We start from the raw sequence: 19,901 nt of genomic DNA on the forward strand, positions 1-19,901 counted from the left end.
ATAACCTCATTGGATTTTGATAAGAAAATAATTAATATAGATCTGAATTCTCATTCGTAAAGCATGTTTTAATCTTCTTAATGCTCTTTCATTTTTGTCTCAATGCTTGTTTTCAAATCAGTTGATACTTGATTGAAATACCCCAAAACGATCTCCCTAATATCATCGGATATAACTTTCAAATCACTAGCTAAGTTTTCAGCGAGATGTTCTTTTTCTATTGGCTGTAACTTCGTATAAAATTCACCAGCTTGTGTAAAGTCATCCTGTTTCGTTATAGAAGCTCTTTCAAGTTTACCTTCAACGTACCTTCCTTCACCGGTTGTAATTTGATTAGCAGGTGTCCAATCTTGCTGCTGGTTAATCGTTAATTTGCGAAATTCTGGACCAATTCTTCTTCTTTGTGAATCACTGTAAATGTTAGCGCGCCCTTGCAGCATTTTATCATCTGATAGTTCTGCACCATCCAGTAAATTAGAAGGAGAGAATGCGACTTTTTCTACTTGTTCCATAAAATTTTCAGGATTTTTATTTAATACCATTTTCCCGACTGGTATGAGAGGATACGTCTGTTCATCCCATACTTTTGTGTCATCTAAAGGATCATAAGAAAGGTGCGCTTCATCTTTCGGATCCATGAGCTGGACGTATAAACCATACTCCACTGGTTTACCATTTTCAATAGCATCATATAAATCTTTCCCACTATAATCAGGATTTTCGGCAGCTAGTTTAATTGCTTCTTTACTAGTAATGTACTGTACACCTTCAAACGGGTACCAATGATACTTTACATACTTTCGATTACCTTCCGCATTTCTCCATACATATGTATTAACACTATGCCCTGGAATGTGGCGAAGACTTTTGGCCGTACCATTATTAGAGTATAAACGGACAACAAAATGAATAGATTCAGGTGCTTTAGCGACAAAATTCCTAAATCTATTAGGGTCTATTAAGTTATTTTTAGGTGAAGGCAATAATGCTTGAATCGTTTCAGGGAAACGCATCGGATCACGGACAGAAAAAACAGGAATGTGATTACATAAAAGGTCAAAAATGCCTTCTTTTGTATAAAATTTTGTAGAAAAACCGCGTACATTTCTAGCAGTATCCGGTGTTCCTTTCGTACTAACAGCTAACGAAAATCGCACCATAACAGGAACTTTCTCATTAGAATTTTGTAAAAAACTTAATTTAGTATGTTCAGACATCGAATATATCGTTTGAAAATAACCGAACGCACCAAATCCTTTTACATGAACAGGTCTTTCTAAAATTTTTTCATGAATAAATTGTTGTAATGACTCATGTAGTACACTATCTTGCTCTAGTACGGGTCCACGTGAACCAACTGTTTGAGAGTGAAGGGTAGCTTGTTCATTACGTTCGCCTTTTTCATTAAAGTGATTCCCTAGTAAAGATTGCCCCTGTTTATCATAGTTTTCATTCATCGATATAGCCTCCAAATTTATTTCGTCTATTGTTACTAAATATGATTTTATAATCTTGATTATGTATGATATGCAAAGTAGTAACAGACCGCTAGATGAAAAAAACGTGTATGTAGTGGACCTGTTGAAATAGAAGAAATTATGGAAAAATGAATATCGTGAAGAAAATTACTATTAAAATTTTAATCTAAAAAATGAATTTATACATGAGTTTATAGAGAATGAACAGAAATAAACAGGGAAAATAAATAGGAGGAATTTAACATGTCGGATTGGTTTCAATTAGATAAAGAATATATGATGTCTACATATTGTCGTACAGAGGTTGCAATGGAAAGAGGAGAAGGATGTAAACTATATGATGTAGATGGTAAAGAGTATTTAGATTTATTTTCTGGCGTAGGAGTAAATGTATTAGGATACAATCATCCTAAAATTGTACAAACGACAATGGAGCAAGTTACAAAATCGTTGCATCTGCCGTTTCATTTTTTAAACCCAGTTGCGATTGAGTATGCAAAGAAATTAGTGGATTGCTCATTAAAAAACGGAAAGGTCTTTTTTACAAACTCTGGTACGGAAGCGACAGAAACAACTTTGAAATTAATTGATAAATATAGAGCTAATACGAATGAAGAACGTGAAGGAATTGTAGTGCTGAAGAATAGTTTCCATGGGCGTACGTTAGGGGCACTTCATTTTACGAGACAAGAAAATGTATATCAAAATTTCCCTAAAACATCGATTCCTGTATATGAAGTAGAGCGCGAAAATATAGAGCAATTAGAAGAAACAATTATTCATGAAAATCCAATTGCGATTATGCTAGAGCCGGTTTTAGGAAGCGGGGGGATTTATCCTTTATCGCGTGAATATTTACATGGCGTTCAAAACTTATGTGAGAAATACAATCTACTACTTATCGTTGATGAAATTCAAAGTGGTATGGGGAGAACCGGGAAACTGTTTGCGTATCAAAATTTTAATATCACACCGGACATTATTCAAATTGGTAAAGGAGCAGGAGGCGGGATACCGCTAGGAGGAATTATTGTAGGTGAAAAGCTATGTGATGTATTTGCACCTGGAGATCATGGAACAACATTTGCTCATTCATCAATGGGAACGGCTTTAGGGTTAACGGTATTAAACACATTGATTGAAGATGGTTTAATGCACGAAGCGTATGAAACGTCACTATATTTAAATGATAAATTACAAGAAATTCAGAAAGAAAATTCTTATTATATTCAGGAAGTACGTCATGCTGGTATGATGTTTGGAATTAGTTTAAATGATACAAATGAAAATGTGAAAAAATTACAGGTAGAGCTAATGGAGAAAGGGATATTAGTTGACGTAACACAAGGGAATATCATCCGTTTACTTCCTCCATATATAATTACAAAAGAAGAAATTGATACATTTATTACTCAATTTATTACTTGTATGGATAAGGTTGCTACTGTAGTAAGTGCTTAAAAATTAAAAGCTATATTTTATATAAAGTGCACTCTAATTGTTGGGGATAGTTTACAATTGGAGTGCATTTTTTATAGTTGAATTTTGTAAAATACAGTCGTTTGTATATGATAACGGAAAAATAGAAGGAATTTCGTTATATTTGAGTGGTGAAGAAAAGGGAAAGTATAAAGATAGTAGATAAAGCGGGTGGTTTAAATAACTAATGATAGAACGTTTTGAAAATAATAGCATACGAATATATAAATAATAAGAATGAGGTGATATATTGGAAAATAATGATATTCAATTTACTTCTTTACAAATGAGAACGGATAAATATGGTTGGGCTAGTATTCAATATACAAATAAAAAGCAGGCTATCTTATATACTCGAAACGGAGGAGTAGAATGGGATGTTGTCAATCCTCTTAATTCAATTGTATTATTTGGGTATCCAATAAACGCTCGAAGCTCTTGGGCATATGGTTTAACAAAAAAGAATGACGATTTATTGCCAGCTATATTTTATACAGTTAATAGAGGAGAAAGGTGGAGTGAGTTTATTTTACCGGTTGAAGAAGATTGGGAGAAATCGACTGATGTTCAAGTACAATTGCATGCTACGAATATGGATAGTATATGGATTGTATTATCTAGAAAGCTTGCATCAAATAAATTTGAACATAATTTATACTATTTGAAAACGAAAGGGAAAGTTTGGAAAGTAATAAAAAATATAAGTATTAGTGATAGTATTTCAGGGATAACATTTATAAACGATCTAATTGGGTTTATTTCACTACAAAAACATTATGAAACATCAACGGTATTTAAAACAATAAATGGTGGGGAAAGTTGGCATCCTATAAAAGATATTCCAAGTCTTGAAGGAATTAATAATGGGACTGCTATGGCTTATAAAGCAATCTATAAAAATAACTTATTAGTAATACCAACTAAAATGAATGATGATGTATTTTTAATGAATTACTCATTTGATAAGGGGAATTCGTGGCATATTTCAAATAAAACAATAAATACTAGTAAAGTGGCTGTTTCGTTTTTTAGTTCCTATTATGGCTGGGTTATAAATAGTGAAAATGGGAGTGGGTATCAAATAATAAAAAAAGGAGCAAAATGGATTAAAGTATCAAGCAATCCATTATTAAAAAATGTATTTTGTTTGCATTTTTTTAATCGGCGTAAAGGTTGGGCGTGTAATAAAAAAGAAATATTTACTACAAAAGATCGCGGTATAACATGGAAAAAGGTAGTATATAAAATTAATAATATTGATAAATTTATTTAAAAAAGTCCTAAAGAAATTAGGACTTTTTTTGTTTTTTATGGTGAGAGTTGTAACAAACAATGATAAGAGAAAGGAGGTAAGTGCAGAACTTATATTTTTAAAAATAGACGGTTGTTTTTACACAGTATAATTCACTTTTGAATATGTTAATAAAGTAGCAAATTCATAGGAAATGGTAATACTTAATATTTTATGTCACATAATGTGTAAAGGGGGCGTGTAATGAAATCGTTAACGGTTATTATTTTGTACAGTGAAAGAGAGCAAATGTTAGAAGAGTCAATTCAATCTATATGGAAGCTAAATCCTCTTGAAATTATAATTTTCGTTCCTAACGATAGAAGTAATTTGTATGAAATAGCAAAGAAACATAAATGCCATATTGTTTTGATGGATAAATATAGTACGTATTATGATGGGTATGAAGCTTCTGTAAAGGCAGCAAAAGGAGATGTATTGTTATTTGTAGATAGTAATTTTTTATTATCTTCAACTGAAATGAAGAATTTTATTGAGCCAGTTGTTACAAATCAGGCGGATGTAGTATTAAACAGAATAGATAAATTTATAGAAGTTGGTAAATGTCCGAATATGGATATTGTTTGGAGAAAAATGTTAAATGAAATTTTAAGTCGACCAGATTTAAAAAGCAATTCAATACTTTCATTACCATATGCACTTACGAAAGAAGTAGTGGTAAATATCGGCTTTGATTATATAAAAGATATCGTTCTAGCTCATATGAACATAGTGAATCAAGGCTGGCGGATTAACAATCAATATGCAATAAGAACGTTATCTAAAGATGAAATGTTAGAAGAAGAAGGGTATTTATTTAAAAAAGAATTATTAGAAAATGAAAAAGAGAAAGTGGAAAAATATTTAATTGGTATATCCAAATGGATAGAGAAAAAGGGAAGAAGAGTAGGATTTACTGATGCAGGAAAAAGAAGAGATATTATTCAAAGATTAGGTGAAAGCAAGCAGTATCCTTCGTATCATCGAGGCTGGGGAATGCATTCTTCAATTTATAACGGGAAACAACTTTCTGTCATTATACCAGTACAAAATGAAGAAGAGACTATAGAACAAGTAATACTTGAGGCGAGAAAAATAGAACCACTAGAAATAATTGTCGTTGTAAATGGTTCGACAGATCAAACGGCTAATATTGCTAAAAGACTTGGTGTTACTATTATTGAATATAACGAACGACTTGGTCATAATGTTGGACGTGCTATTGGAGCGCTTGAAGCTACAGGAGATATTCTTTTATTTATTGATGGTGATTTTAGTGTTTCAGGAAGTAATTTGCATCATTTTACAAAAGCAGTTTCAGCTGGTGTAGACATAGCATTAAATGATTTGAATCCGATGTTACATCCTCCGTTTTATGTTGTAGACGTCGTAAAATATATGCTTAATTTAGCATATAATCGACCAGAATTAAGCAATGGCTCATTAGTAGCAATTCCACATGCTATGAGTAGATCATGTTTAGATGCAATAGGCTGGGAAAGCTTACTATGCCCTAGTCTTGCACAAGTAAAAGCTATATTACAAGGGTATAGAGTAGAATGTGTACATTACGTTGATGTTGTAAAACCGAATAGAATTCGTTTAATGGAGAATGTAAGTTACAATGGACATCCTCCGGCAGTATTAAGAATAATTGGTGATCACGTTGAAGCTCTCTCTTACTTAATAGAACATCTTGAAATAGATGGAAAGGGTGATTAAACTGTTAGACCAGTACAAAAAAATTAACATTTCATATGAACAATTATGGCAAATGGATTTTCAAATTACAGAACCATTTATACTCAAGGTTGATTGGGATAAAGTAACGTATGAATTTTTAATTCGTATTAAGCCCGATGCTTCTAACACTATTGTTTTTGGATCTGGAGCAGGTGGGTTTCAAGAACAGCCAATTGGTCCACCTATTTTTCATCGACATTCTTGGATGGATGAATTTGAAGATACTGTTATATATTATAATGACCCTACGTTATATCTTGGAAAATTATCTTTAGGCTGGGGACAGGGAGAGTTAAATAGATTTTATTTACAAGATATAGCAAATATTTTAGAAATAGTATTTGCAAAGTTAAAAGTTGATTCGAAAAATGTGTTGTTTTATGGCAGTTCCGGGGGAGGATTTATGTCTTTAATTTTAGCTGGATTCGTTAAGGGCTCCACAGCTTTAATTAATAATCCTCAAACAAATTTATTAAAATGGATACCTGTACCAATAAATCTAGTTTTCGATTTGTCTTATCCAAATTTATCAAGAGAAGAAGTTGAGGAGAAATTTGGCGAAAGAATTAATGTTGTGAAATTTTTTAATCACATTAAATATGTACCGAATATTTATTTTTTGCAAAATTTCGCGTGTGAATTTGATGTGCAAAATCATTTGCTACCATTTATTTCCGAATTAGAGCAACTTGATAAAGACACGGAAGTAAATCAAATTATAATTGACTTATATTTTGATAAAAAAGCAGGGCATGCAGCTGTAGGGAAGAGTGAAACAATTGAATATATAAAAAAAGTAAAACCTAATCAGACTGTAAAAGAAGAACAAAAAGAAGTGGACCTATCAGTCGTTATAGTTTTAGGAGAAGAAAAATCAAAATTGAATCAAATTTTAAATAAAGTGCAGCATATAAAACCGATAGAAATTATTATTGTAGCTGATGATAGAATGAGTGCGATACAATCTATACCAACATTTGTTGAAAGTAACGTTGTTGTGATTGAGGAGAAAAGTAAACGGAAAGCACCAGTTCATGGGGCAAAAATCGCCAATGGTGATGTAGTCTTATTTTTAGATGGGGAAGATGTTATTTTTTCGGTAGAATTAGAGCGATTTATAGAACCGATACTGAAAAAGGAACAGGATGTAATCTTAAATAACATAGACTCCGTATGTTTTGAAAAGATGAGAGTAGAATGGCCAAGTATTGCTATGGTGTATAGAAAAATAGTAAACGATGTATTGGGGCGTATGGATTTAAAATATGATTCGATGTTATCTATGCCATATGCTATTACTAAAAAAGCAATTGAAGACATTGGATATGATATCTTGCAGAACCCTATTCTGTCCCAAGTAACTCTTATTGAGAAAGGGTGGCGACTACAATCCTCGTCAGCCATCACTAACACCTCCTTGAATAATATGCCCGCAAACAAAACCTCTTTCTATAAAAGTGAATTAACTAAATTAGAAGTATATGAGATTAAAGAAAATATAAAAGCTTTGGAGAGTTGGTTACAACGAAAAGATGATAGAGGTAACTATACAGATGGAGGAAGAAAAAGAGAAATTATAGAGCAGTTAAAAAAACAAAAGAATTATTCACGTTTCCATAAAGGATGGGGAATGAATTCATCAATTTATAATGGAAAACAGTTATCAATTATTATACCAGCACAAAATGAAGAATCAACGATTAAAGAAGTTATTCTTGAGGCAAGAAAAATTGAACCGAAAGAAATAATTGTTGTCATTAATGGGTCAACAGATCAGACAGAAGTAATTGCTAAGCAATCAGGGGCAACAGTAATTGTTTATGAAGAAAGATTAGGGCATGATGTAGGACGGGCAATTGGTGCACAAGAAGCCACAGGGGATATACTTCTCTTTATTGATGCTGATTTTGCTATTCCAGCAAAAGATCTTCATCCGTTAACGCAAGCTGTTGCGGATGGTGTTGATATGGTTTTAAATGATTTAAATTTAAATCTTAGATTTCCTCTATATATTGTAAGTTTATATAAATATATATTGAATATTGCTTGTAACCGTAAAGATTTAGGGGTAGGATCTACAATTGCTGTTCCCCATGCTATTAGTAGAAAATGTTTAGAGGGAATTGGCTGGGACACTCTTCACACAGCGTGTGTTGCACAAGTAAAGGCAATATTAGAAGGGTATAAAGTCGAATGTGTCCATTTTGTAGATGTAATGAAACCAAATCGTATTCGTCCAAATGAACACTTTGCAACAGTAGGACATCCACCAGCTGTATTGAGAATTACCGGCGATCATGTAGAAGGGTTTTCTTATTTACTAAAGAATAGGGATTTTAAAGATTTATTTTAATTTGGAAGCTACTTTATTAATCGGCTTGAAATAGCAACGGATAAAGTATGAGTTACGTATTGGGATAAAAACAAAATTTTAAAAATTGCTTTTTTAATTCAGTGTAAGTGAAAAGTAAAAACCTCTTCAAATACATGAAGAAGTTTTTACTTTTTTATTTCAATTTATTATAAGTATATAAAGTAAAGAGTAAATAAAGCAGTAACGAAATTAACTTAATATTAGATGTAAGAAAGGAGAGAATACCTTTTTTTACATCAATAAAAGGTATTTAAAGATTTATTTAGAAACTAAAGTCAATCCAAATGGTGGCGCAGAAATATTCGTAAGGTGCAATGATGAATGTATGTCTAATTTTAATGTAATACCATTTATCGCATGTATTTCTATTGCAGTGAAAGATGATTTGAGTTTCTTAGTTAATTTAGATAGTTTAATCAAACGTTAATTGCCTATAAAACGAATAGTAAAATAGCATCTAATTTATAAAATTTAGTAGGAGAGTCGTGTCCGAATTTAACTAACTGCATATATTGTTAAGAGAAAGGAGGGAGAGTTATGGCATGTACTACGAATAATGTTTGTTTAGATGTGTGTCTTAAAATTACAATTACCCCTGGTAGTGGAATTGATGCAGTAGTCGATTGTGGAGGCACATGTGGGACAAGTCCTACTATTGTAATTAGTCCTAGTGGATCAATTGTTATTACTTTACCATTAGTTGCATGTTTCTCAATTGCACTAAATGATGATTTAAGTGTTGACTCTTCATTAACAAGCCTCTCTTTTCAAACTTCTTAAGAAGATACAGAAATGAAAAACCTGCCTTCTACTTTTCTTTTGAATTGATGTAAAGACAAAAAAGATGGTTACAAACCATCTTTTTTATTCGGTCATATATTTAAAATGAAATAATATATTATTTGGTAGATTGGATGTGTAATTAAAAGCACTCTTTACCTCTTTTTTGTTCAATGAGGTAAGAAATTGCTTCTATATGATCACCAATGATTTGTTGTGTTGCTAATGAAAGGCAACCTTCCTGTGAGAAGTGTTTTTCAGGTCGAACACGATTCAGCTTATCGACGTCGACAGAATGGACATTTTGCACATGAAACCCTGCTAAAATTGTTTTCACTTGACTTAAGGTTGGAGAAAGAAGTGAATCAAACCCAATTGTATGAATGCATTTTCGACTAAAAGCATGAGGGACAGCAGTTGTGGATCCCATACCTAAATCTTTTCGATTACATGCTAAATTAACAGCATATTTACATGCGGTGACGATAGAATACGGTAGACGATACATATAGTAGTGCTCTAGTTTATTTAAAGCTAAGTCTGTGCCATTTTGAATAGATTGTACAAATGGTAATAAATCATGACTAGAAATTAAGAAATCTCCATCTATAAATAATAGTATTTCACCTTTTGCAAAAAAGGCACCAACAGCACGTCCTGTATCATTTCCAAGTGCTTCTTCGTAGCTTATAACTGTTGCACCGCAACCCTTCGCCAATTCCTCTGTTTTATCTGTTGATCCATTAACAATAATAATAATTTCAAAAGGTTTTAATTTTTGTACCTCAAAAATGACAGATTCTATCATTTTTTCTTCATTTTGAACAGGGATGATAACTGATAATTGTTGATCTCCATAAGTATTTGAATAAAACTCTTTACCTGTAATTATTTTTGGAATGGATTTTTGTTCTCCGTTTTGAAGCCCTAAAATAATATCCCGCTTTCGATTATTATCGGTATAGTTTCCTCTTGGATCTTGCATTTTACTTATCCAATTTGCAATGGCTTCAAGATGATAATGAATGAGTTGAGTTGAAGGAAAAGGGAGAACTTGAGGGATAGGAATGTTTAATTGATCGCAAATCCGAAATTTATGTTCAATAATTTTCATTTGTGCCAATATGGGATTTGATAAATTATCTGGATTAATTACCTCAAGTACTTCTTTTGTCATTGCATAGGGAGGAAATAATAAGGAGTTAATATTTAAATCTGGGCGATAAAAAAAATGATTTGTAACTTGCTGCCAAATCATTGCTAAATTGGGCTGTTGTTTTTGATAAAAAAAATCATCTAAATTATTTAATACGACGTCAGCACATCCATTTAGTAATGGTTGAAGAAATTGTATAAGTAAGGAGGGGGGAACCATGTAATTTTCATCTAAAAATAAGAGATACTGCCCCTTTGCTTTTTTTGCACCAATTACATAAAGATTAGGAGATTCTATCGGTTCTTCTAGTGTAATAATTTCACAATTGTAGGAATCTGCACTCCCAATTGAATCCTGGGTATATCCGTTAATAGTAAGGATAATTTCTAAAGGCTGTAGTTGTTCACATGCTTTCAAAATTCCAGTTAAATTTTTTATTTTATGTTGTATAGGGATAATAATAGAAATTGAATGTTTACACATAAGCAGTCTCCTTTTTAATCAGAGGTAGTTGTTAATAAGATTAGATAAAATAGGAGATATATTTTCCTTTTGTTATAAGCATAACAATCATTTGTTTTTATCAGACTCACAATTTTCATTACTTGAATTAGAGTTTTTATTTATTCCAGAAGCGAGCAAATTATTGAGAACACTAAGGTCTAATTGCAACGGGACGGAGTTCTCAGATGAAGTTTTCTCATTTTCTTTTTTTGTAGTTAATATAGTCTTTATATTTTTAATTTCTTTATATTGTTTTAAGGTAATGAAAAATCCAGAAATAATAAAGAGAAAAGAAACAGTAGCAAGTAAAAGTATTATTTCCAACATAAAACAACCTCCTTTAAAACTACAATAATATTAATAGTTGAATGTAATAAAACAGAATTCGAGCTAATGAGTTCACTTTTTAAATATATGCAAATCTTTAGTAAAAGTTACTGATTTCTAAGTTAGAGGAAGCAATTATAGAAACGTTATAAATATAAATAAATGAAAGGTTCATTTATAGTGTAAAGGTATATATTATATAGCCTAAACTTCATTTTATAAAAAGTTAAATAGGGTGTAAATTTATACAAAAAGAGCATTTAATTGGACAAATAATTAATTATGTGAAATAATAATAACAGACAAGGAGACGTTGATTTCCCTTAAGTGCTTCGAATTAATTTTATTCAATAAGAGAAGGTGTGCTTAAAGAAGTTAAATTAAAAAAGGAGCTGTTTTATTATATGCAACAAAATAATGATTTAAATTTTGAACCTCAAGACGTTAATATTGTCAATCCTAAACAAGCCAGGAAAGCAGTAATTGCTACTGGTATAGGGAACGCAATGGAGTGGTTTGACTTCGGATTATACGCGTATTTAGCGGTAATTTTAAGTCAATTATTCTTCTCAGGTGTTGATAATAGTGGATTGCAACTTGTACTTACATTCGGTACATTTGCAGCAGCCTTTCTTGTTCGACCAATCGGAGGTGTATTCTTTGGTAGAATAGGAGATAAGTACGGCCGAAAAATCGTGTTAAGTACTACTATTATTTTAATGGCACTTTCTACATTATTCATCGCATTACTACCAACCTATGAACAAATTGGTGTATGGGCACCAATACTACTTTTAGTTGCCCGAATGATTCAAGGCTTCTCTACAGGCGGCGAATATTCAGGAGCAATGGTTTATATCGCAGAATCTTCTCCAGATAAAAAGCGTGGTATACTCGGTAGTGGTCTTGAAATTGGAACACTCTCAGGTTACATTGCTGCATCGGTAATTGTTACCATTTTGACGTTATTGTTAACAGATGAGCAAATGCTCAGCTGGGGATGGCGTATTCCGTTCTTAGTAGCTGCACCAATTGGTTTGGTCGGTTTATACTTACGCCGTCATCTAGATGAATCTCCAATCTTTGAAGAGATGGAAAAAGCACAAGAGGAATCTGAAGACAATGAACAATTTTCATTTATGGACATTATTAAGTATCACAAAAAAGACTTCTTATTAAGCACAGTAATTGTCGCCTTCTTTAATATTACAAATTATATGATTCTTTCGTATATTCCTTCTTATCTAACTCAAGTACTTAAAGTCGAAGAAACAACAGGCCTATTAATTATTTCTATTACGATGGCACTTATGATTCCACTAGCACTATATTTCGGTAAATTAAGTGATAAAATTGGTAATAAACGCGTTGTGCAAATTGGTTTACTTGGTTTAACTGTATTTGCAATTCCAGCATTTTTACTAATAGGTAACGGACATATTGCAGCTATATTTGCAGGTATTTTCGTATTAGGTTTCTTTTTAAGTGTATATGAAGGAACATTACCTTCATTATTACCATCACTCTTTTTCACTGATGTACGTTATCGAGCACTTTCGATCTCATTTAATATTTCTGTATCGATATTCGGTGGAACAACACCGCTCGTATGTTCATACTTAGTTCATGCAACTGGTAACCCGCTCGCACCGGCATTTTATTTAGCAGGTGTAAGTATTATTGGATTAGTTGTATTTAGTGTACTATTCGTTACGACTTCAGGGCGTGCGCTAAAAGGTTCATATCCTACAGTAGAAACGAAAAAAGAAGCACACCTAATCGCTAAAGAAGACCCTGAAGAAACACTTTGGTGGCATGAAGAGTCATTAGAAATTGAAGCAGGGAAGAATGCTTCCATTTAAAAAGCAACGTAGAAGTATAAAAAGACTCCTATGAAAAAATAGGAGTCTTTTTATTACGTTATTTCTTTCGTTTCTTCAAACTTTTTTGATATGCATAAAGCTTATGAATCTCTTCCTTAAATTCATGTAGAAGTACAGTGTTTGCACCATTTGAATAACGCACAGTATTATAAGCATCTATAATAATATCACTTTGAATATTTACATCTTCTTCATCGTTTATTCTTTCTAGCCAAGTCTCAACAGTTTCTCCCCGTTTTCTATTTAAAGGAGGGGTTAACTTACTCTCTAGCTTGAAAATTTCCTTCCGAATTTCGTTATGTGGCGGTTTATTTCGTTTAAAAGGATTTTGGCTCATTCCTTCTTTATCAGTAATGATAGTAGATTCGAAGGCGGGCATATTTGGTAAACTTAAATGTTTTCGTTTTTTTACTATTTTCCAAACGACGTAAATAGCGATAGCTGTACAGACTATTATTGTAGCGCTATTTATGAGTATTGGATCAAAATCAGGAATTTTTTTTCCGTCTTCAATTTTTGGTTTTAAGAGATGTCCTTTATTTGCCCAAACATCTTCAGTATCTTTTAATTCCGCTGCTTTAATTAATGGCATTAAAGCATAGCCGACGCCTAATGCGACTACTTCCGTTATAAAACCAAAAATAAGTCGAATGAAAGGAAATATTTGAACAATTAATATACTCATTAAGCCAATCGTAATGATAGAAGCAAAACGTAATAGTTGTTGTCTGCGATTTGCCCCGGTTAACCAAAATGTAATCATAAGATGCAAGGCTAACATTAATAGTTTCCACAACGGTGAAAAGGGTGCATAAAATATAACTGAAACGATAAACCATACAATACCACCTAAAGATTTTTGAACTGGATATCCAGGTCCGACCACATGTACGATAAAGAAAAATAGTGGTAATATGATTGTGCCAAAAAGAGAAAAAGGTAAAAATAAAGAGAAAAGAACGATTTGAAGAACTAAAAATATTACAAATCCTGTTGTTTTTTTCTGCATAAATTTATGAATAAGAAATACTCCAATATAGCCTGTTGTTAAAAATATTGCAATACTAATTAGTTCATCTCTTTCTGTTAATAATGAAAGCAGGAGGAGCAGAATGAAATCATGAATGTGATATAGCCAAGTTTTCAACCGATTCCACCATCCCTTCACTAGTAATGAGAAACGTTGGCTGCGAGAGAAGAGGGAGTTCATTTCTTTGTAAACCAATGTATATCATTGTAGACGATCGTTCTCTCTTTCTCTTTACATAATGAAGGAATCCTTGTTTCGGAAGTAACGTACTATCATCTGAAATACGGGCTAATTCTTCTAAAGCTTTTGCATATTGTGTTTGTCCTTCATTTAACGGTACATGTAATGCACCGCCTTCTGCTAATACACTAATAAACAATTCAAACGGAATGTGGTGCTTCGTTGTGTACTGGAAAATGTATGTTGCATATGAAATAAGTTCTTCTACATTATCTTTCCAACCAAATCCACGATCGGCAGCTAAAGAAAGACAAATCGTCCAACTATAATTTTTTACAGGTTCATATTGCTTCGCTTGTAATTCCTGCATTTTAGCAGATGCCTTCCAATGAATAGAGCGGAAAGACTCACGCTCATATCGCTTTACACCGATAATAGATGTTTCATCATTGTAAAAAGAAAAATTCGTTCGATAAAATCCATTCAAAAGTTGCTGAAGTTCTTGCAAACCTGCTACTTCTTTAGGAGAAGGATACACAATAATTTCAGTCCTTAATTTATCAAAAACAGGTAAATGTACAGTTAATAGATGAAATGGATCTTTTAATACACATTCAAACTGTTCAATTTGAAACACACCACGCTTCGTTGCGGTTAATGTTAAACCCCATTTTTGTGCCGAATGTGCAGGTTGTGAAAATGGGAAAGAGAATAATGTTTTTGATATTTGTTCAATGCCTTGCTCTTTATGCGGTATAAGGGACGAATTTAAATGAAAGTAACAAACACCATTAACGAGCGGTATGCTGGCTCCATTTTTTAAATGAATAAAAAACTGTCCAGATTCCTCAGGAAAAAGCCGTGTAGTTTGTTTCTCATTTATGATTTGAAACTTCTTCTCTATGAAAGCCACATATTTATAAATAAAAATCGCAAATATATAATAGAAGAAAAAGAGAAACATAAGCATTCGTTGCGGGAAAAAGAATGTGAAAAGTAACGCGATTGGAACGGTTAGTTGAATAATATGGAGTTGAAAAAATAAAGGTACAGTTACAACACGCTGTCCATTCATGCTTGCTCAATCTCCACAGGTACGTCAACTTCTTTTAAAATACTTTTCATAATATCATTTTTTGTCGTACGTAATGCACCTTCCATTGATAAGACGATACGGTGATTCCAAACAGAAGGAACTAACAATTGTATATCTTCTGGTGTGCAATATTCTCTCCCATGTAAAAAGGCTAAAGCTTGAACAGCACGTACTAAAGCTAATGTGGCACGTGGGCTTACACCGTTAGCGATATAATCATGATTTCTTGTAGCATGAGCAAGTTTAATAATGTAATGTTCTAACGGTTCCGAAACAAATATTTCTTTTACTCGTTTTTGAGATTCTAAAATATCTTCTAATGAGATGACAGATGTGACACTTTCTAATGGTAAATCGTTCCGAAAACGTCGCATCATTTGTAGCTCATCTTTAGGAGTAGGATAACCGATTGAAATCGTCATTAAAAAGCGATCAAGCTGTGCATCTGGAAGAGGGAAAGTCCCTTGTGATTCAATTGGGTTTTGCGTCGCAATAACAAAGAACGGTTTTGGCAGAGGAGTTGACTGCTTCTCAAGCGTCACTTGTCGTTCTTCCATCGCTTCTAACAAACTCGACTGCGTTCTCGGCATTGCACGGTTAATTTCATCTGCTAGCAAAATGTTTGTCATAACTGGTCCAATTCTTAATTCGAATTCGCTTGTTTTTGGGTTGAAGTATTCAATACCTGTTACATCACTTGGAAGTACATCAGGGGTGAATTGAACGCGAGAAAAACTACCACCAATACTTTTGGAAATGGTTTTCGCCAGTAACGTCTTCCCAGTACCAGGCACGTCTTCGAGCAGTACATGTCCATCAGCAAGAAGTGAAACGAGCAGTAGATCAATAACATTTTCTTTCCCAACAAACACAGATCCGATGTTTTCTTTCAATTTATGTATCATATGTACCATTCCTTTCATTATAAAAGAGCTAATATTCCTATATTTTAACAAATTATTCAGAAAGTTTGTATCATTTTTTAATTCAAAGAAATGGATATTTAATTATTAAATTACTCTTGCATATTTTGGAATATGATTATAAAATATCGATATACGATGTATCGCTAGTCGATATATCATAAGGCGATGTATCGGAGGTAGTTATAATGAATGCGAAGGCGCAAAAATATATTCCGTTAACTGAGGCGACATATTACATACTGTTATCACTAGTGAAACCAATGCACGGATATGGAATTATGCAAATGGTAGAAGAGATGACAAATGGGGAAGTAAAGCTCGGTCCTGGTACTTTATACGGGAATACGACGAAATTACTTAAAGAAAAATTAATTGTTGAAGTTGCCTCTACAGATAGAAAGAAGTGCTATAAGTTAACGCCGTTTGGGAGAGAAGTGTTAGAGCTAGAATATAACAGATTGCAGAGATCTGTAAAGAATGGAAATAGTATATTAGGGGAGTGAATGGGAAATGGAGACAAAGAAGGTATTCAAACCTTTTGCGATATGGAGCTTGGAAAAAGAAGAAGCTTTTTTAAGAAAAATGCATCAAAAAGGATGGGCTTTACAAAAGTATAATGTAATGTATACGTTTAAGAAAACTGAACCAAAAGATGTAGTATATAAAGCGGATTTTAGACTGGATTATAAAGATTCAAAAGAAAAACAAAAAGAATATATTGAAATATATGAAATGTGTGGATGGAAACATGTAACGAGTTTTGCGAAGTGGAATTATTTTTGTAAAGAAGTAGACGAGGAAAATGAGTTACCTGATATTTATTCAGACAAAGAAACGAAGATACAAAAATTTGTTGAATTGATACAGTTCGTTGCAATTATGTTTGTAATGTTAATTCCAGTGCTTTACTTATGTTTTCTTGGAGTATCAGAATCAGGATTATATAAAGGTATGGTTGGGTTTTTAGTTTGTATATATTTATATGCGTTTATTAATTTATTTAGGAAGATTAAAAAGTTGAAAAAGGAAATATTTTAACAAAGAGTGATATTCTTAGAGAAGATATTGATGGGAATCAACTTCTCTAATTTCTATATATATTTATTTTGTTCATTCTTTTTTATATAATAAAAGACCAACTTTTTAATTCATAGAACTAACAGTTACAAAGATAATACCATAATACCAGTAACAACACCTAAAAAAATCATAAATGAAGAAGAAATAATCAATAATAACGAACTAGCAATTAATATTAATTTATTAGATTTTTAATTTTTAAAATGGTAGTAAAGTAAAAGACTATAAATAGTAGAAACAAACCATATTGTTAGACCGTAAGGAGTCGTTATTTTCTCCCAATCGAAGATCCAAAAGTAAAAGATGACTATATGGCAAGTTAATAGTAGAAATATTGATAGAAGCGTTATTTTTTTATTATTTGTTTTACCTCGCTTATGTAAACATTTCCAAAAGAGTGCGAAGTTTAACATATAATAAGGAAGAAATACATTTTTAATTAAGTTATTAAACGGAAAAATCCCTTATAGAAAAATCTATTTCTACAAGGGATAATCATGTTTTTATTAGAAAGACTGATTTTGCGCAGGTTTAATAAATTGTTCAGGGTTTTCAACAAGTCCGCATACAGCACATTGGACACGGTATGTAGGTCCTTGATAGGCCATATGAAAAGCATTCATCGTTTCATTTGTGTATTCTTCTTCTACTTGACCAGTTTGTGGATTTATTTTGACTGGTTTTACTTGTTGCTCAAGAATATTAAAGCGAGTACGATTCGTTTTACAGCTTGGACATAGCATTGGTTCCATATGTATACACCTCCATTTGTATCATTTCTTAAAATCTTTAATTTTATGCAAGCAAAAAACTTTCTCAATATAAATAGGTGTTTAATGTATTTAAAATTCAGAAAAAATAAAATATAATAAAAGTACGAACTGGTTATGTCCAAACCAAATCTCCTGTTTTATGCCAATAAGCTGGGGGGCCGAGAAATCGGCCTCATTTTTTTTGCTCATTACTACAAGGAACAAGGTTTTTGTGAGACTTTTGTCGAAATTTTAGGGATAGATACAAAGGGGGATGTAAAATGGATTTGAAAATGAAGTACATCATTTTATATGTAGAAAAGTTTGAGGAATGTTTAAAATTCTATAAAGATATTTTACAGTTACCTATAAAAGCAGAGCACGGTACATATATTGAATTTAATACTGGAACTACCATTTTAGCGATGAATACGCGGCAAGATGTGAAAGAATTAACAGGACTACCGCTTACAGAAGGTAAATTACAGTCTTCTCATTTCGAATTAGGATTCGTTGTTGAGAATGTATTAGAAACGATTGAGCAATTGAGCAATTTAGAGGACAAGGTATTAAGGTTTTAGTTGAACCAATTGTAAAACCGTGGGGGCAAACAATTGCCTACATTGCTGATCCAGATGGAAATTATATTGAAATTTGCAGTTCATTAGAATAGAGGGAGAAAGAGAGATGGGATTTCCGAAACTAGAAACAGAACGTTTACGATTAAGAGAACTTACACTATTAGATGCAGAAACGATGTTCCAATATTTTTCGAAAGAATCAGTTATACGTTATTTCGGAATGGATTCTTTTGAAAATATTGAGCAAGCGAAAACAACGATTCAAACGTTTAAAAATCGTTATGAAGAGGGCAGTGTATTTCGCTGGGGAATCGAGAAAAAAGGGACGGGCCAATTAATCGGAACGTGCGGATTTCATTTAATTAATAATAATCATAAACGAGCTGAAATTGGTTATGAATTAGATGATACATATTGGGGACAAGGATATGCATCGGAAGCATTACAAGCGATTTTAGCTTACGGATTTGAAATGCTGCAACTAATAAGAATCGCAGCGGTTGTATATGTAGAAAATAAATCTTCTCAAAAATTGTTAATAAAAGCAGGATTTCAAGAAGAAGGATTACTTCGAAAACATATGATTCAAAATGGAGTTGCTCATGATACTATTTTATATTCTTTATTAAAAGAAGAGTGGAAGAAGTAATGAGCACAAACGAACTTATAACGATTATGAAGAAGCATAGGGAAAATAGATTCATTTTAGGTATAGATGGTTTAAGCCGATCTGGAAAAACAACATTCGTAACCAATTTAAAAGAAAATATGAAACAAGAAGGCATTCCGTTTCATATTTTCCATATTGATGATCACATAGTGGAGCGTAATAAACGATATCATACTGGATATGAAGAATGGTACGAGTATTATTATTTACAATGGGACATTGAATGGCTAAGGCAGAAATTTTTTCAAAAGCTACAACATGAAACAAAATTGAAATTACCTTTCTTTCATGAAGAAACAGATATATGTGAAATGGAAAAAGTACAGATTCCTATTGTAGGGGTAATTGTTATTGAAGGAGTTTTTCTGCAGCGAAAAGAATGGAGAGATTTCTTTCATTATATGGTCTATTTGGACTGTCCAAGAGAGACAAGGTTTCTACGTGAGAGTGAGGAGACACAGAAAAACCTTTCAAAATTTGAAAATAGGTATTGGAAAGCAGAGGATTATTACTTAGAAACGGAATTGCCGAGGGATAGGGCGGATTTAGTCATTGAATGATTTGAAAATAG

The 19,901-nt window shown here is 32.4% G+C and carries 17 protein-coding genes and 2 pseudogenes; 11 read left to right on the plus strand and 8 right to left on the minus strand.

Going from position 1 to position 19,901, the window contains the following annotated elements:
* Positions 1–77: 77 nt before the first annotated feature.
* Entirely contained in the window at positions 78–1,457 is a 1,380-nt protein-coding gene (locus ACTFRY_RS09360; RefSeq protein ID WP_098616679.1) for a catalase, read from the minus strand.
* Positions 1,458–1,721: 264 nt separating this feature from the next.
* Here ACTFRY_RS09360 and ACTFRY_RS09365 point away from each other — a divergent pair, with 264 nt between their 5' ends.
* The 5 genes from ACTFRY_RS09365 (at position 1,722) to ACTFRY_RS09385 (ending at position 9,145) form a co-directional block, all read left to right on the plus strand.
* Positions 1,722–2,939 carry an aspartate aminotransferase family protein gene (locus tag ACTFRY_RS09365; RefSeq protein WP_098616678.1) on the plus strand — a complete coding sequence of 406 codons (1,218 nt, stop codon included), beginning with the start codon at positions 1,722–1,724 and terminating at the stop codon, positions 2,937–2,939.
* A 268-nt stretch (positions 2,940–3,207) separates the two neighbouring features.
* Positions 3,208–4,230 carry a hypothetical protein gene (locus tag ACTFRY_RS09370; protein ID WP_061664863.1) on the plus strand — a complete coding sequence of 341 codons (1,023 nt, stop codon included), beginning with the start codon at positions 3,208–3,210 and terminating at the stop codon, positions 4,228–4,230.
* Between the two features lie 222 nt (positions 4,231–4,452).
* The gene (locus ACTFRY_RS09375) at positions 4,453–5,970 is read left to right on the plus strand and encodes a glycosyltransferase family 2 protein (RefSeq protein ID WP_000839317.1); all 1,518 of its coding nucleotides are present in this window, start codon (positions 4,453–4,455) and stop codon (positions 5,968–5,970) included.
* Positions 5,971–6,022: 52 nt separating this feature from the next.
* The gene (locus tag ACTFRY_RS09380) at positions 6,023–8,344 is read left to right on the plus strand and encodes a glycosyltransferase family 2 protein (protein WP_141541474.1); all 2,322 of its coding nucleotides are present in this window, start codon (positions 6,023–6,025) and stop codon (positions 8,342–8,344) included.
* Between the two features lie 558 nt (positions 8,345–8,902).
* On the plus strand, positions 8,903–9,145 hold the full coding sequence (locus ACTFRY_RS09385; RefSeq protein ID WP_016118130.1) for a hypothetical protein: 243 nt from the start codon (positions 8,903–8,905) through the stop codon (positions 9,143–9,145).
* Between the two features lie 142 nt (positions 9,146–9,287).
* Here ACTFRY_RS09385 and ACTFRY_RS09390 read toward each other — a convergent pair whose 3' ends face one another.
* Together ACTFRY_RS09390 and ACTFRY_RS09395 are read right to left on the minus strand one after the other, a co-directional pair.
* Positions 9,288–10,784 (minus strand): glycosyltransferase family 2 protein, encoded by a 1,497-nt coding sequence (locus tag ACTFRY_RS09390; RefSeq protein WP_016118129.1) that lies wholly within the window; start codon positions 10,782–10,784, stop codon positions 9,288–9,290.
* A gap of 87 nt (positions 10,785–10,871) precedes the next feature.
* On the minus strand, positions 10,872–11,132 hold the full coding sequence (locus tag ACTFRY_RS09395; RefSeq protein ID WP_000889739.1) for a hypothetical protein: 261 nt from the start codon (positions 11,130–11,132) through the stop codon (positions 10,872–10,874).
* A 404-nt stretch (positions 11,133–11,536) separates the two neighbouring features.
* Here ACTFRY_RS09395 and ACTFRY_RS09400 point away from each other — a divergent pair, with 404 nt between their 5' ends.
* Positions 11,537–12,994: an MFS transporter gene (locus ACTFRY_RS09400; protein ID WP_001186930.1), complete on the plus strand. Its 1,458-nt coding sequence runs from the start codon at positions 11,537–11,539 to the stop codon at positions 12,992–12,994.
* A 58-nt stretch (positions 12,995–13,052) separates the two neighbouring features.
* On the opposite strand, the gene ACTFRY_RS09405 is transcribed toward ACTFRY_RS09400, so the two are convergent.
* The 3 genes from ACTFRY_RS09405 to ACTFRY_RS09415 are packed head-to-tail and all read right to left on the minus strand — an operon-like array spanning position 13,053 to position 16,226.
* Complete coding sequence (locus tag ACTFRY_RS09405; protein ID WP_440032340.1) at positions 13,053–14,162, minus strand: DUF4018 domain-containing protein; 1,110 nt, start codon at positions 14,160–14,162, stop codon at positions 13,053–13,055.
* Positions 14,134–15,300: a DUF58 domain-containing protein gene (locus tag ACTFRY_RS09410; protein ID WP_016118127.1), complete on the minus strand. Its 1,167-nt coding sequence runs from the start codon at positions 15,298–15,300 to the stop codon at positions 14,134–14,136. The genes ACTFRY_RS09405 and ACTFRY_RS09410 overlap by 29 nt, the downstream gene beginning before the upstream one ends.
* On the minus strand, positions 15,297–16,226 hold the full coding sequence (locus ACTFRY_RS09415; RefSeq protein WP_086392537.1) for an AAA family ATPase: 930 nt from the start codon (positions 16,224–16,226) through the stop codon (positions 15,297–15,299). The genes ACTFRY_RS09410 and ACTFRY_RS09415 overlap by 4 nt, the downstream gene beginning before the upstream one ends.
* A 206-nt stretch (positions 16,227–16,432) precedes the next feature.
* Between ACTFRY_RS09415 and ACTFRY_RS09420 the strand changes: the two genes are divergently transcribed.
* Together ACTFRY_RS09420 and ACTFRY_RS09425 are read left to right on the plus strand one after the other, a co-directional pair.
* Positions 16,433–16,750, plus strand: coding sequence for a PadR family transcriptional regulator (locus tag ACTFRY_RS09420; protein WP_098616676.1), 318 nt, complete (start codon positions 16,433–16,435; stop codon positions 16,748–16,750).
* A gap of 7 nt (positions 16,751–16,757) precedes the next feature.
* Positions 16,758–17,285, plus strand: coding sequence for a DUF2812 domain-containing protein (locus tag ACTFRY_RS09425; RefSeq protein ID WP_000448424.1), 528 nt, complete (start codon positions 16,758–16,760; stop codon positions 17,283–17,285).
* A 105-nt stretch (positions 17,286–17,390) separates the two neighbouring features.
* Here the strand turns inward: ACTFRY_RS09425 and ACTFRY_RS09430 are convergent.
* Together ACTFRY_RS09430 and ACTFRY_RS09435 are read right to left on the minus strand one after the other, a co-directional pair.
* A pseudogene (locus ACTFRY_RS09430) lies at positions 17,391–17,740 on the minus strand (hypothetical protein).
* Between the two features lie 93 nt (positions 17,741–17,833).
* Positions 17,834–18,079, minus strand: coding sequence for a hypothetical protein (locus tag ACTFRY_RS09435; RefSeq protein WP_000433602.1), 246 nt, complete (start codon positions 18,077–18,079; stop codon positions 17,834–17,836).
* 281 nt (positions 18,080–18,360) lie between these two features.
* Between ACTFRY_RS09435 and ACTFRY_RS09440 the strand changes: the two are divergent.
* From ACTFRY_RS09440 to ACTFRY_RS09450, 3 genes and pseudogenes are all read left to right on the plus strand, one after another.
* Positions 18,361–18,752, plus strand: a pseudogene (locus ACTFRY_RS09440) (VOC family protein).
* A gap of 14 nt (positions 18,753–18,766) precedes the next feature.
* The gene (locus tag ACTFRY_RS09445) at positions 18,767–19,309 is read left to right on the plus strand and encodes a GNAT family N-acetyltransferase (RefSeq protein WP_000506678.1); all 543 of its coding nucleotides are present in this window, start codon (positions 18,767–18,769) and stop codon (positions 19,307–19,309) included.
* Positions 19,309–19,890, plus strand: coding sequence for a kinase (locus ACTFRY_RS09450; RefSeq protein WP_000106120.1), 582 nt, complete (start codon positions 19,309–19,311; stop codon positions 19,888–19,890). Before ACTFRY_RS09445 ends, ACTFRY_RS09450 begins: the two co-directional genes overlap by 1 nt.
* Positions 19,891–19,901 lie beyond the last annotated feature (11 nt).

It is taken from the genome of Bacillus cereus group sp. MYBK195-1 (assembly GCF_051916605.1).
GTDB lineage: Bacteria > Bacillota > Bacilli > Bacillales > Bacillaceae_G > Bacillus_A > Bacillus_A cereus.